At 69.6% G+C, this 13,805-nt stretch carries 11 protein-coding genes; 9 read left to right on the top strand and 2 right to left on the bottom strand.

The genetic code is table 11. From position 1 onward, the window contains the following. The first annotated feature begins 116 nt into the window (after positions 1-116). From VQ03_RS13785 to kce, 4 genes are all read left to right on the top strand, one after another. Complete coding sequence (locus tag VQ03_RS13785; RefSeq protein WP_048451459.1) at positions 117-995, top strand: branched-chain amino acid ABC transporter permease; 879 nt, start codon at positions 117-119, stop codon at positions 993-995. 5 nt (positions 996-1,000) lie between these two features. After that, entirely contained in the window at positions 1,001-3,526 is a 2,526-nt protein-coding gene (locus VQ03_RS13780; protein ID WP_048451461.1) for a branched-chain amino acid ABC transporter ATP-binding protein/permease, read from the top strand. A 40-nt stretch (positions 3,527-3,566) separates the two neighbouring features. Next, positions 3,567-4,493: a 3-hydroxyacyl-CoA dehydrogenase gene (locus VQ03_RS13775; protein ID WP_048451458.1), complete on the top strand. Its 927-nt coding sequence runs from the start codon at positions 3,567-3,569 to the stop codon at positions 4,491-4,493. 102 nt (positions 4,494-4,595) lie between these two features. After that, on the top strand, positions 4,596-5,525 hold the full coding sequence (kce, locus tag VQ03_RS13770; RefSeq protein WP_048451457.1) for a 3,5-dioxohexanoate:acetyl-CoA acetone transferase: 930 nt from the start codon (positions 4,596-4,598) through the stop codon (positions 5,523-5,525). Between the two features lie 245 nt (positions 5,526-5,770). Here the strand turns inward: kce and VQ03_RS13765 are convergent, their stop codons facing one another. Continuing rightward, on the bottom strand, positions 5,771-6,790 hold the full coding sequence (locus VQ03_RS13765; protein ID WP_083467986.1) for an SMP-30/gluconolactonase/LRE family protein: 1,020 nt from the start codon (positions 6,788-6,790) through the stop codon (positions 5,771-5,773). A gap of 276 nt (positions 6,791-7,066) precedes the next feature. On the opposite strand from VQ03_RS13765, the gene VQ03_RS13760 reads away from it, so the two are divergent. Next, entirely contained in the window at positions 7,067-7,693 is a 627-nt protein-coding gene (locus VQ03_RS13760; RefSeq protein ID WP_157064103.1) for a hypothetical protein, read from the top strand. Positions 7,694-7,745: 52 nt separating this feature from the next. Here the strand turns inward: VQ03_RS13760 and VQ03_RS13755 are convergent, their stop codons facing one another. Next, complete coding sequence (locus tag VQ03_RS13755) at positions 7,746-8,816, bottom strand: malate/lactate/ureidoglycolate dehydrogenase (RefSeq protein ID WP_048451455.1); 1,071 nt, start codon at positions 8,814-8,816, stop codon at positions 7,746-7,748. Positions 8,817-9,010: 194 nt separating this feature from the next. Between VQ03_RS13755 and VQ03_RS13750 the strand changes: the two genes are divergently transcribed. From VQ03_RS13750 to VQ03_RS13735, 4 genes are all read left to right on the top strand, one after another. Continuing rightward, positions 9,011-10,171, top strand: a complete 1,161-nt coding sequence (locus tag VQ03_RS13750) for an ABC transporter substrate-binding protein (protein WP_048451454.1) — start codon at positions 9,011-9,013, stop codon at positions 10,169-10,171. 108 nt (positions 10,172-10,279) lie between these two features. Then, the gene (locus tag VQ03_RS13745; RefSeq protein ID WP_048451453.1) at positions 10,280-11,155 is read left to right on the top strand and encodes a branched-chain amino acid ABC transporter permease; all 876 of its coding nucleotides are present in this window, start codon (positions 10,280-10,282) and stop codon (positions 11,153-11,155) included. Continuing rightward, positions 11,152-12,987: a branched-chain amino acid ABC transporter ATP-binding protein/permease gene (locus VQ03_RS13740; RefSeq protein WP_048451452.1), complete on the top strand. Its 1,836-nt coding sequence runs from the start codon at positions 11,152-11,154 to the stop codon at positions 12,985-12,987. The genes VQ03_RS13745 and VQ03_RS13740 overlap by 4 nt, the downstream gene beginning before the upstream one ends. Positions 12,988-13,004: 17 nt before the next feature. Continuing rightward, entirely contained in the window at positions 13,005-13,748 is a 744-nt protein-coding gene (locus VQ03_RS13735) for an ABC transporter ATP-binding protein (RefSeq protein WP_048451451.1), read from the top strand. Positions 13,749-13,805: the final 57 nt, after the last annotated feature.

The following is a 13,805-nucleotide window of genomic DNA, read 5'->3' as shown; positions in this document are numbered from 1 at the left end:
CCCCTGCTGACGCAGGGGCCACCCTCCCCCGCAGAGGGGGGAGTGGATTGGGCGCCTCAACCTGAAACGCACCAGCACGCCAATGACCATGGTGTCATTTCACAGGAACTAACCCCGTGCTCCTCCTCACCCTCGCCGTCGAGCAGGTCGTCAACGGCCTGTTCCTGGGCGCGATCTACCTCCTGATCGCACTCGGCCTGTCGCTGATCTTCAGCTTGGGGGGCATCGTCAACCTGGCCCACGGCGCGTTCTACGCGATCGGCGCCTACCTGACGATTCAGCTCTCGCCTGTCCTCGGCTTCGGCGGCTCGATCGTCGCCGCGCCGGTCCTCGTCGCGGCGATCGGCCTTCTGGTCGAGCGGTTCCTCTTCCGGCGCTTCTACCGCGCCGACCCGATCCTCTCGCTGCTCCTCACCTTCGGCCTCGCCATGGTGGCCGAGCAGGGCCTGCGGATGATCTTCGGGGCTCCGCCCCTGCCCTACGCGATCCCGCAGGCCCTGCGCGGGCAGATCTTCGTCGGCGACTTCGTGCTGTCGCGCTACCGGCTCACCATCCTGGCGGCGGTGGTCGTGGCGGTGGCCTGCGTCTGGGTCCTGCTCCAGCGCACCACCTTCGGGCGGGTGGTCCGGGCCGGGGTCCAGAATCCCGACATGGTCGCGGCCCTCGGCATCTCGCTGAAACCCTACATGGCGACCGTGGTGGGCGTGAGCGTCGGCCTCGCGGCTCTGGCCGGGGTGATGCTGGCGCCGATCTCCGGCGTGCATCCGGCCATGGGCGCGGAAGTGCTCACCGGCGCCTTCGTGGTGGTGGTGATCGGCGGCCTCGGCTCGTTCTGGGGCGTGGTGCTGGCCGCCCTCATCGTCGGCATCGTCCGGGGCCTGATGGTGCTGGTCTATCCCGGCTTCGCCGAGGCCGCGATCTACGCCCTGATGGCGATCATCCTGCTCGTCCGGCCCCGCGGCCTCCTCGGCGAGCGCATCCTGCGGTTCGAGTGACGACCATGACCGACCGCAGCGAGAGATTCATCCTGCCGCTCCTGGCGGCGGCCCTCGTGGCCCTGCCCTTCGGCCTCCAGGCCTTGGGGCTCACCCTCACCTCGGCCACCGACGTGGTGGTGTTCGCGGTGGCCTGCATGGGGCTCAACATCCTGGTCGGGCAGACGGGCCTCGTCTCCTTCGGCCACGGCGCCTTCTTCGGGCTCGGCGCCTACGCGGCGGCGATCGGCCAGCGGACCTTCTTCCCCGGCACCCTGCTGCCGCCGACCCTGTTCGCCCTCGCCGTCGTGGCCGTGGCGGCCCTGCTCCTCGGCCTGCTGATCCTGCGGCGGCGCGGCGTCTACTTCTCGCTGCTGACGCTGGCTCTCTCGGCCCTGTCCTTCACGATCGCCTTCCGCTGGACCGCGCTCACCGGCGGCGAGAGCGGCTATGGCGGCGTCGAGCGGACGCGTTTCCTCGGGCTCGACCTCGACGCGGCCTGGACCTGGTACGGGCTCGTGGCCGTCATTGGCTTCGCGGTCGTCGTCGGGCTCGCGCGCTTCCGCCGCTCGCCCGTCGGCACGGTGCTGGAGGCGATCCGCGAGAACGAGCAGCGGGCGCGCTTCCTCGGCTACCCGACCAACCGCTACAAGCTCCTGGCCTTCACGGTCTCGGCCACCGTGACGGGGCTGGCAGGCACTTTAAGCGTCTTCACCCACCGCTTCGCCTCGGCCGAGCCTTTGGGCTCCGCCTTCTCCGGCGAGTTGCTCGCCATGGTGGTGATCGGCGGCATGCGGGGCTTCGCCGGGCCGGCGATCGGGGCCCTGTTCTTCATCCTGTTCCGCGAGATGCTGTCGATCTGGACCGCCAACTGGCTGTTCTGGTTCGGTCTCCTCTTCGTCGGCTTCATCCTGTTCTCGCCCGACGGGCTCGTCGGCATCGGCCGGCGGCTCTACCGGATGGTGCGTCCGCCCGCGACCGAGGACGCCGCCATGGCGGGCCGCCGGGCCGGCGTCCCCGAGAACCTGCCGCCCTTCCTGCGCCCCGACGGCGTGATCGACGGCGTCATCCTGGCAGCCCGCGGCATCGCCAAGCGCTTCGGCGGGCTGAAGGCGGTGGACGGCGTCACCATCGCGGTGCGCGACCGGACGCTGCACGCCCTGATCGGCCCCAACGGCGCCGGCAAGACCACGGCCTTCAACCTGATCTCCGGGATGTACAAACCCGATTCCGGCACCGTGACCCTTGGCCCGACCTCGATCGCCGGCTTCGCGCCGGAGCGGATCTGCGAGGCCGGCATCGGCCGCTCGTTCCAGATCACCAACCTGTTCCCGGCACTGACCGTCGAGGACAACATCCGCCTCGCGGTGCAGGGGCGGCGCCCCGGCCGGTTCAATCCCTGGCGCGACGCCCGCGCCGACCGGGAGGCCGCGGCCGAGACCGCCGAGATCCTGCGCTGGCTCGGCCTCGCCGGGCTCGAGCGGGCGGAGGCCGGCTCGCTCTCCTATGGCGGCCAGCGCCTGCTCGACATGGGGGTGGCGCTGGCGACGAAGCCCCGGGTGCTGCTCCTCGACGAGCCGCTGGCGGGTCTGGCGGCGGCCGAGCGCACCCGCATCGGCGACATCATCAAGCGGGTCTCGACCGAGGTGCCGGTGCTGATGGTCGAGCACGACATCGACCGGGTGTTCCAGATCGCCGACGCCGTCACGGTGATGAACGAGGGCACGGTACTGGTCGACGGCAGCGTGGAGGATGCCCGCACCAGCCCCAAGGTGCAGGAGGTCTATATCGGCTCCGGCACCGCCGCGATGGCGGCGCGTCCCCGCCCGAGCGCCGCCGAGCCGCAGGTCCTGCTCTCGCTTCAGGGCGTCGATACCTTCTACGGCAAGAGCCACATCCTGTCGGGCGTCACCTTCGACGTGCATGCCCACGAGATCGTGGCGCTTCTCGGCCGCAACGGCGCCGGCAAGTCGACCTGCCTCAAGACCATCACCGGCCTCAGCCCTCATGCCGCCGGCCACATCCGGCTCGGGACCGAGACCCTCGACGGCCGCTCGGCGGCGGCGATCGCCCGGGCCGGCATCGGCTACGTGCCGCAGGGGCGCGGCCTTTTCGCCGGGATGAGCGTCGCCGAGAACCTGGAGCTCGGCCGGCTCAAGCGCCGCACCGGCAACGGCGTGCACTGGGACGAGGAGCGGGTGCTGTCCTATTTCCCGCGCCTGCGCGAGCGCTGGCGCACCCCGGCCGACTACCTGTCGGGCGGCGAGCAGCAGATGGTGGCGGTGGCCCGCGCCCTGTCCGGCGACGTGCGGGTGCTGCTCCTCGACGAGCCGTTCGAGGGCCTGGCCCCGGCGGTGGTCGAGAGCCTGTTCGAGACTTTCGACGCCCTTCGCCGGGAGGTCTCGATCGTCATCGTCGACCACAATCTCGACCTCGCGCTGGCCCTCTCCGACCGCACCGTGGCGCTGGAGCGCGGCCGGGTGATGCATGTCGGCCCCTCGCAGGCCCTGCGCGACGACCTCGGCCTTCGCCGGCAGGTGCTGTGGCTGTAAGTTCTTGTTGATGATCCGCTCCGGGGGAGATTCGTCACCGATGCCAAACGTTGCCGTCGTCGGGGCCGGGCTGATCGGCCGGTCCTGGGCCGTGGTCTTCGCCCGGTCCGGGTTCGCCGTCCGCCTCACCGACATCCACCAAGCGGCACTCGACGCCGCGCCCGGGCACATCGAGGAGGCCCTGCGCCAGCTCGAGGCCCACGGCCTCGTCACGGACGTTCCGGCCATCCTCGCCAGGATCCGAACCTGCCCCAGCCTCGCCGAGGCGGTGGCCGGGGCCGACCTGGTGCAGGAGAACGGCCCCGAGACCGTCGACGCCAAGCGCGCGCTGTTTTCCGAGCTCGACGTCCTGTGCGGGCCGGACACCATCCTCGCCTCCTCGACCTCGGCCATCGTCGCCTCGCTGTTCACCGAAGGACTCGCGGGCCGCGCGCGCTGCCTCGTCGGCCACCCGGTCAACCCGCCCCACCTCGTGCCGGTGGTGGAACTCTGCGGTGCGCCCTGGACCGATCCGGCGGTGGTGGAGCGGGCCCGCGCGCTCTACGAGGAAGCCGGCCAGGCGCCGGTGACCGTGAACCGCGAGGTCGAGGGCTTCGTGCTCAACCGCCTGCAGGGCGCCCTGCTCTCGGAAGCCTTCCGCCTCGTCGCCGAGGGGGTGGTGAGCCCGGCCGATCTCGACAAGACCGTGGCCGAGGGCTTGGGCCTGCGCTGGTCCTTCCTCGGGCCCTTCGCCACCATCGATCTCAACGCGCCGGGGGGCGTGGCCGATTACGCCGCCCGCTACGGCGGCTTCTACGGCCGGCTCGCCGCCGATCCGGCCCCCGCCTCGGTGTGGTCGCCCGAGAGCACCGCCCGCATCGTCGCCGCCTGGGACGGCGGCCCCGATCCCGCTTCGCCGGCGGAGCGCAGCCGCCGGCGCGACGCGCGCCTCGCGGCGCTCATGGCGCACAAGCGCGCCCAACCCTGACCTGACGTGCAGGATGCACGTCAGATCGGACTTTTGCTTTTGCATCAGGTTCGCCGCCGAACCGGTCCCCATTGCGGCGAGTGATGCTCAGGAGGAAACGTCATGGCCAAGAGAAAAGTCGTCATCACCTGCGCCGTCACCGGGGCGATCCACACCCCCTCGATGTCGCCGCACCTGCCCGTGACCCCCGACCAGATCGCCGAAGCCGCGATCGGCGCGGCGGAGGCGGGCGCGGCGATCGTCCACCTCCATGCCCGCGACCCGAAGACCGGCAAGCCCGACCAGTCCCCGGAAGCCTTCGAGCCGTTCCTGAAGGTCATCAAGCAGCGCTCGAACTGCGTGGTGAACCTCACCACCGGCGGCGCCCCGACCATGGGCATCGACGAGCGCCTCGGGCCCGCAGCCCATTTCAAGCCGGAGGTCGCCTCGCTCAACATGGGGTCGATGAATTTCGGCCTCTACCCGATGCTGGAGCGGTTCAAGACCTTCCAGCACGACTGGGAGCAGCCGTACCTGGAAGGCTCGCGCGACCGGATCTTCAAGAACACCTTCGCGGATATCGAGCACATCCTGACCACCTGCGCCGAGAACGGTACCCGGTTCGAGGTCGAGTGCTACGATATCGGCCATCTCTACACACTCGCCCACTTTGCCGACCGTGGCGTGATCAAGCCGCCCTTCTTCGTCCAGAGCGTGTTCGGCATCCTCGGCGGCATCGGCCAGCACCCGGAGGATGTCCAGCACATGAAGCGCACCGCCGACCGGCTGTTCGGCGCCGATTACCGCTGGTCGGTGCTGGGGGCGGGCCGCAACCAGATGACCATCGCCGCCCAGGCGATCGCGCTCGGCGGCAACGTCCGGGTGGGGCTGGAGGATTCGCTGTGGATCGGGCCCGGCCAGATGGCCGAGTCGAACGCCCAGCAGGTCCTGAAGGCGCGCCAGATCATCGAGGGGCTGGGGCTCGACGTGGCGACCCCGGACGACGCGCGGGAGATCCTGGCGCTGAAGGGCGGCGACCGGGTGAATTTCTAGCCGAGTGACTTGCGCTGTACTCTGGAAGCGCGACGCCCAACCCTCCCCCCTCTGCGGGGGAGGGTGCCCGGCTGCGAGTGCGAAGCACTCGTGCGCCGGGCGGGAGAGGAGCAGCGCGACGCCGATCCAGGGGGCTCCCACCAGAACGGTTCCCCTCTCCCGGCTCGCTTCGCTCGCCACCCTCCCCCGCAGAAGGGGGGGAGGGTTCACGCGCGGCAGCGTCGTGCCGATGACGGAAGCTTGGACTACGGCACCATCGCCCCCTGCGTCTCGACATACACCGCGTAGACCGACGTGCTCGCGGTCATGAACAGCCGGTTCTTCTTCGGCCCGCCGAAGCACAGGTTGGCGCAGGTCTCCGGCAGGTGGATCTTGCCGATGAGATCGCCGGACGGCGTGTAGCAGCGCACCCCGTCCTCCTTCGGGTCGGCCCAGCCCATCGAGCACCAGACATTGCCGTCGACGTCGGTCTTCACCCCGTCGGTGAAGCCCGGCGCGAAACCCTCCGCGAAGACCCGGTCCCCGGTGAGCCTGTCTCCCTCGACGGTGAAGGCGCGGATGTTCGAGCGTCCCCCATGGGTGAGGCCGCTATCGACGACGTAGAGGATCTTCTCGTCGGGTGAGAAGGCCAGCCCGTTCGGCCGGTCGATGCCCTCGGCCGCCACCCTGGCCTGGCCGGTCGACGGATCGAGGCGGTAGACCCGGGTCGGCAGCTCCGCCTTGTCCTTGTGGCCCTCGTAGAACCCGTCGATGCCGTAGCCCGGATCGGTGAACCAGATCGCGTTGTCGGAGGTCACCACCGCGTCGTTCGGGGCGTTGAGCGGCTTGCCGTCGAACTTGTCGATCAGCACCGTGATCCGGCCGTCGGGCTCGGTGCGGGTCACCCGGCGGGTGTCGTGCTCGCAGGTGATGAGCCGGCCCTGCCGGTCGCGGGTATTGCCGTTCGAGTAGTTGGAATTCGCCCGGTACACGCTGACATGGCCGTTCTCGAGCCAGCGCATGATCCGGTTGTTGGGAATGTCGCTCCACAGGAGATAGCCGCCGTCCCGGAAGTAGACCGGGCCTTCCGCCCAGCGGAAGCCGGTGGCGATGCGCTCGATCGCGGCGTTGCCGACCTTGTAGCGGAAGCGCTTGTCCAAAGCCTCGACCCGCGGGTCGGGATAGCGGGTGCCGGGCAGATCGCCGAGGGGCAGCCGGTCGGCCCGCGCCGCGACCGTGGTCGCCGCCAGGGCGGCGGCGCCCGCGAGGACGTCACGTCGGTTCATCACTCGTCTCCTCCCATCCGGTCTTCGTGCCGGACGGTCGCACTGTAGGGCAGCCCGCGCCCCGACCGCGAGGGAATTCGCGCATCGCTGTCGCGATCAGCGCCGAGTCGGCGCCGACGAGTCGAGCGTAGTGTCCAGGCTGCCAAATGCCGCAGGGCGGTTGCATCGGATGGTGCCATTTTCGTTGTATCGATCTCTGCACGATTCGAAGCGATTCGTATTTGACGCGAAATTTCGAGTTGATCTGTATAAATTCCTAATCTGAGGATCCGGTTTTTGCGTCACTATCGTTCGTGGCTGCTTGCACTTGCCCATTCTGTCCTGTTATTGCCTTCGGCAAGGGCCGAAAATCCTCTTCCGATTGAGAGGCCCGTGCGTATCTACTTGATGCGCGGCTATGGTGGCACGATGACGTCGTCGGGCATCGACGAGATCGGCCGCAAGCTCCAGAAGCAGATGCCCGAGAGGCCGATCATGGTCGGCAACTGGGAGGATTGGGAATTTTTCGTGGCCGACGCTCTGGCGAACCGCGCGGCGCGCGTCGTGCTGGTCGGCTTCTCGAAGGGGAGCGAGGCCGCGGCGCAGGCGGCGGGCGAGCTGGCCTCCCGGCAGATTCGCGTGAAGGTCATCGGCCTCGACCCGTTCTGCATGGCGCCGGTCGTCGCCCGGCTGCCCGAAATCGAGGCCATCAATTTCTATCGCAACAGCTGCGGGAGCGTCGCGGACGGGACCATGGCCGGTGCCGAGAATGTGAGGCTCGGCGACACTGGGTCGGGGCTCTCCGACCATCTCGCGGTGCAGCACGATCCGGCTGTGCAGGCCCTGGTCGTCGAGGCGGCCCTGGGGGGCGCCTCGGACGATCCGACCCGCGAGAAGCGAGCACAGAGGCTATCCCGCCGATAGGCATCCGGCTCGCCGCATGGAGATGCGAGTGGCAGGGCGAGCCGGGTCCGGCTCACCCGCGATAGGCGTCCCCGTCCAATCCATGCGGCCGCCCCGCCGCCAGCAGGGTCTCCCAGACCGGGTCCGGCAGCGGCACCCCATCCGCCAGGCGTTGCGCCCGGGTCCGCCGCTCCGGCTCGCCCGGCAGCAGCACCTCGCCCCCGGGCACCGGCCGCGCGCTCTTGAAGAAGTCGAGATAGGCGCGGGTCTCGCGCACCATCGCGTCCTCGGAGCCGAAGGCCTCCGGCGTCATGTAGAGCGAGAGCATCCCGTTGCAGAACCGCCGCGTCCCCGGCCCGGCGGTGCCGGATCCGGTGAGGGCCCCGGCGAGCAGCTCGCACATCAGGGCCAGCCCCGAGCCCTTGTGCTCGCCGAAGGCCCGGATCGCACCGGCGCCCTTGAGGTTGTCGCGCTCCGGGCCGTCGAGGGGGCCGTACAACGTCGACGGATCGCTCGACAGGCGGCCGTCCGGCTCGATCAGCACGCCCCCGGGCAGCGTCTTGCCTCCTTGCGAGGCGACCAGCACCTTGCCCTCGGCCACCGCCGAGGTGGCGAAGTCGAGGATCACCGGCTCGGCCCCCTGGACGGGGAAGCCGGCGGCGAAGGGCGCGGTCGAGAACCGCCGGTCGACCGAGCCGAAGGGCGCGACCAGCAGGCTTCCCGCCACGTTGACGAAATGCACCGAGGCGAGGCCGGCGCTCGCGGCCTGCTCGGCCCATTCGCCGATGCGGCCGAGATGGCCGGCATGACGAAGCGCCACGATGGCGACGCCGTTCTCACGCGCCTTGCGGATGCCCAGCTCGGTCGCGAAGGGGCCGGCGGTCTGGCCGAAGCCGTAATGGGCATCGACCAGCGCGAAGGCCGGGCCGTCGCTCACCACCTCCGGCGTGCGGTCGGCCTCCACCTCGCCGTCGCGCAGCCAGGCGACGTAGCGCGGCACCCGGATCACCCCGTGGCTGTCATGCCCGGTCAGGTTGGCGGCGACGAGATATCGGCCGATCCGCTCGGCTTCGGCTTGAGAGCAGCCCTCGCGCGAAAAGATGTCCCGCACATAGGCGGTCAGGCCGCTGGCTGAGATCTGCATGGAATCCTCCCGGTTTCTTGATTCTGGCGCGCCGGAGAATGGCCGCGCCGCGGCTTCAGGTCGAGGGCGTCCGGCGCAGATCTGCCCGGGCATTTTTAATCCCGGAGGGATGGACATGGCAGCGCTGCCGGTGTCTCATCCGGGCCAAGGCCGGGCCTCGGGGCACCGGTCATTTCCATGGGAGGAACATGCCGATGAGGACGACGCGCCGCGTTTTCCTGAAGAGTGCGGCCACGGTCGCGGCCACCGGCCTCGTTGCGCCGTCGATCATCCGTCCGGCCGGCGCCCAGGGCGGCACGGTGCGGATCGGCATGGTGCTCCCGGTGACCGGGCCCGGTGCCGATGCCGGCCGTTTCGCCCTCAACGGCGCTAAAATCGCGCTCGAGGCCGTCAACAAGGCCGGCGGCGTGCTGGGCAAGCCGCTGGAGCTCGTCACCGAGGACGACCAGACCACCAATCCGGGCGCCGTGCTGGCCTTCTCGAAGCTCGCGTCTCAAGCCGATCTCGTGGCCTTCCTCGGCTCGATCCGCTCGACCCAGAACCACGCCATGGCGCCGGACATCCTCAAGACCGGAAAGCCCGTGGCGTTCGGCGGCACCGATCCGGTACTGACCCAGCTCGGCAATCCCTGGTTGTTCCGCTTCCGCCCGAACGACAGCTTCTCGGCCCGCGTCATCGCCGAATACGGCGTGAGCAGCCTCAACAAGAAGAAGTGGGCGATCATCCACTCGACCGATGCCTTCGGCACCAGCGGCGCCAAGGCGCTGACGGAAGCTCTGGGCAAGGCGGGCGCCACGGTGGCGCTCGACCAGGGCTACACCAACCAGAGCCAGGACTTCACGCCCGTCGTGCTGGCGATCCGTCAGTCCGGCGCCGACGTGATCGGTTCCTACTTCACCTTCGAGAACGACCTCGGCATCTTCGCCCGCCAGCTGCGCCAGCTCGGCGTGCAGGCGCCCTGGGTCGGCTCGGCCTCGATCGTCAACGTCACGGCGCTCAAGCTCGCCGGCCCCTCGCTCTACAACACCTACGGGGTGGCGGATTACGCCGAGGAATCGAGCGACGCGGCGCGCAACTTCGGCAAGGCCTACCGGGCGGTGATGAAGCTCGCCCCCGACAACCAATCCTCCTGGACCTTCGACGCCGTGACGGTGCTGGCGAAGGCCATCAACGCCGCCGGCAAGACCGACCCGAAGGCGATCCGCGAGGCCCTTCTCGCCATCCGCGGCCACGAGGGGGCGGAAGGGACCTACAACTTCGACCAGAACGGCGACGGCCTGCACGGCTACAACGTGGTGCGCAACGACAAGGGCAACATCGTCTTCGACAAGCGCATCGACTTCTACAAATCCTGACCTTTCGAAGAACCCGACCGGGACGGCGGTGAGCCGTCCCGACGCCGTCTCGGCCGCTGCCTCATCCGCGGCGGCACGACCCATTCCCTTCGATCGGGGCGGGCCCGCATGGACCTCATCCTCCAGCTTCTCTTCACGGGCATCGGCATCGGCGCCGTCTACGCCCTCGTGGCGCTCGGCTTCGTGCTGATCTTCCGCGCCACCAACGTGGTGAACTTCGCCCAGGGCGAGTTCTCGATGGTCGCCGCCTTCCTGATGGTGGTCTTCGCCGTCGACCTGCAATGGCCGTATTGGCTGTCCTTCCTGCTCGCCATCGGCGGCATGGCCTTGCTCGGGGCCCTGTTCAACCTCGGCGTCTATTATCCGTTGCGCCACCGCACCTACCTGCCGGTGATCATCTCGACCATCGGCGCCTCGATCTTCCTCGCCAACACCACGCTCGCCCTCTACGGGCCGCAGCCGCAGGTGCTGCCGCCGGTCTTCGAGACGCAAGGCTTCCTGGTCGGACCGGTCTTCCTCGACACCCAGTACCTGCTGATCATCGCCGTGACCGCGGTGCTGGTGGCGTTCCAGTACTGGTTCTTCGAGCACACCCTGCTCGGCAAGAAGCTGCAGGCCACCTCGCAGGACAAGGAGATGGCGGCACTGCTCGGCATCCCGGTCGCCGGGATGATCATGCTGACCTTCGTCTACAGCGCGGTGCTCGGCGGCATCGCCGGCATCCTGGTCGCCCCGGTGCTGTTCGTGTCGATCCAGATGGGCGCCACCATCGCGCTGAAGGCCTTCGCCGCCACCATCATCGGCGGCTTCGGCGACGTGACCGGCGCGATCATCGGCGGCCTCGCCCTCGGCATCATCGAGACCTTCGGCGCCGCCTACATCTCGGTGCCCTACAAGGACGCCTTCGCCTTCATCGTCCTCGTCGCCTTCCTGGCCCTGCGCCCGCAGGGGATCTTCGGCGAACGCATCGCGGAGAAAGCATGACCGGTTCCCCTCGCCCCGTCGCGGCGGACCCGGTGTCCGCCCCCGAAGCTCCCGCCCGCCGCTTCCCCATCGGCACCCTGGCCTATGCGGGCCTGGTGGCGGCCGCGGTGTTCCTCGCCGCCACGACGCCGTTCAGCGGCTACGTGCTCAACATCCTGATGCAGGCCGCGACCTACGCCATCGCGGTCATCGGCCTCACCGTCGTGCTCGGCCTGTGCGGGCAGATCAACCTCGCCCAGGCCGCCTTCTTCGGCATCGGCGCCTACGCGGTCGGCCTCGGCACCGTCGATCTCGGGATCAGCTTCTGGCTCTGCCTGCCGGTCGGCCTCGTGCTGGCGCTGATCCTCGGCGCGGTGCTCGGGGCCTCGACGCTCCGTTTGGGCGGCCACTACCTCGCCATGGTGACGATCTCGTTCCAGCAGATCCTGACGCTGATCATGATCAACTGGATCCCGGTCACCCACGGGCCGGACGGCGTGCCCAACATCAAGCGCCCCGGCCTGTTCACCGATGGCCAGAGCTACCTCGCGCTCTGCGTCTTCGTGCTGGCGGCGGTCGCCTACGCGGTCTGGCGGATGCCCAAGACCCGGCTCGGCCGCGCCATGCGGGCCGTGCGCGACAACGAGCTGGCCGCGGGCGTCACCGGCATCGACATCTACCGCACCAAGGTGATGGCCTTCGCCATCGGGGCGCTGCTCGCGGGGCTCGGTGGCGGGCTGTTCGCCGGCAGCTTCACCTATATCAGCCCGGACCAGTTCTCCTTCGCCGAATCGGTGGTGTTCCTCACCATGGCGCTCTTGGGCGGCGTCGGCTCGCCGGTCGGCGCGGTGATCGGCACCGGGCTGCTGATCCTGATCCCGGAATGGCTGCGCTTCCTGAAGGAGATCCCGGGCCTGTACCTGGCGATCTACGGGCTGGCCGTCATCCTGATCGTGGTGTTCATGCCGGAGGGCATCTGGGGCTTCCTCGGCGACCAGGTGAAGCGCCTGCGGCCGCGCAAGCCCGCCCCGCCCCGGGCCCAGGACCTGACGCTGACGCAGGAGGCCGGCACGTCCGCCCCGGTGCTCGAGGTCGAGGGCCTGTCGAAGCATTTCGGCGGCCTGAAGGCCGTGGACGAGGTGAGCTTCACGGTCACCCGCGGCGGCATCCACGCGCTGATCGGCCCGAACGGTTCCGGCAAGACCACGACCCTCAACGTGCTGTCGGGCCTCTACACCCCGACCGGCGGCCGGGTGCGGCTCAACGGGCAGGACATCACCCGCTTCGCGCCGCACCAGCGCGCAGGCTCCGGGCTCGGGCGGACGTTCCAGAACATCCGCCTGTTCCGCTCGATGAGCGCGCTGGAGAACGTGGTGATCGGGGCCGAGCGGCCGGGCAACGGCATCGTCGCCCATGATCGTCCCTCGCTGGAGGCGCGGGCCAGGGCGGCCCTCGCCTTCGTCGGGCTGGAGGCGCGGGCCGACGAGCCGATCTCGTCCTTTTCCTACGGCCACCAGCGCCTGGTCGAGATCGCCCGGGCGCTGGCCGGAAACCCGGTGCTCCTCCTCCTCGACGAGCCGGCGGCGGGCCTCAATTCCAGCGAGAAGAACGCCCTGACCGCGCTCCTGCGCCGGATGGCCGCCAAGGGCCTGACCATCCTGATCATCGACCACGACATGACCCTGGTGAGCGACGTGGCGAGCCACATCACGGTGCTGAATTTCGGCCGGCGCATCGCCGACGGGGTGACCGCCACGGTGTTGCGCGAGCCGGCGGTGATCGAGGCCTATCTCGGCCAGGAGAGCACCGAGGGGCCGAATGTCGGCCTCAAGACCGACCTCGCCACGGCCTGAAGCAGGAGACGCGACACATGGCACTCCTGGAAATCCGCGACCTGACCGTGCGCTACGGCGAGATCGAGGCCGTGCGCGGCATCTCGTTCTCGGTCGAGGCCGGCGAGGTCGTGACCCTGCTCGGCTCCAACGGCGCCGGCAAGTCGACGACGCTCAAGACCATCTCCGGCCTGGTGAAGCCCGCCGGCGGCGAGGTGCTGTTCGAGGGGCAGTCCCTCCTCGGCCTCAACCCCGAGGAGATCGTCCGCCGCGGCGTGGCGCATGTCCCGGAGGGGCGCCGGGTCTTCCCGGGCCTCACGGTCCGCGAGAACATCATGCTCGGCGCCTCGAACCGGAAGGGGCTCTCGACGCGCCAGATCCGCGACGAGGCGGAGGGCATGTTCGAGCTCTTCCCCGACATCCGCCGCTTCGGCGACGCGCTCGGCTGGACGCTCTCGGGCGGTCAGCTCCAGATGGTGGCGCTCGCCCGCGGGCTGATGGCCAAGCCCCGCATCCTGCTCCTCGACGAGCCGTCGCTCGGTCTCGCCCCGGTGATCGTGCAGGCGGTGTTCTCGATCATCGCCGAGGTGCGTCGGCGCGGCACCACCGTGCTCCTCGTCGAACAGAACGCCCGCATGGGCCTCTCGGTCGCCGATCGCGGCTACGTGCTGGAGACCGGGCAACTCGTGCTCAGCGGCGCGCCGCAGGATCTGTGGGCGAACGACGACATCCGCGCGGCGTATCTCGGCGGGCGGGCCAAGGCGGAGGCTTTGGCGCATTGATCCTGGCCGGCTGAAAGGAGTGGCGCGGGTTGCCCCCTCTCCCACACGGGAGAGGGG

Origin of the sequence: Methylobacterium tarhaniae (genome assembly GCF_001043955.1) — a bacterium.
In the GTDB taxonomy this organism is placed as follows: domain Bacteria; phylum Pseudomonadota; class Alphaproteobacteria; order Rhizobiales; family Beijerinckiaceae; genus Methylobacterium; species Methylobacterium tarhaniae.
This window is presented reverse-complemented; position numbering and strand designations above follow the sequence as displayed.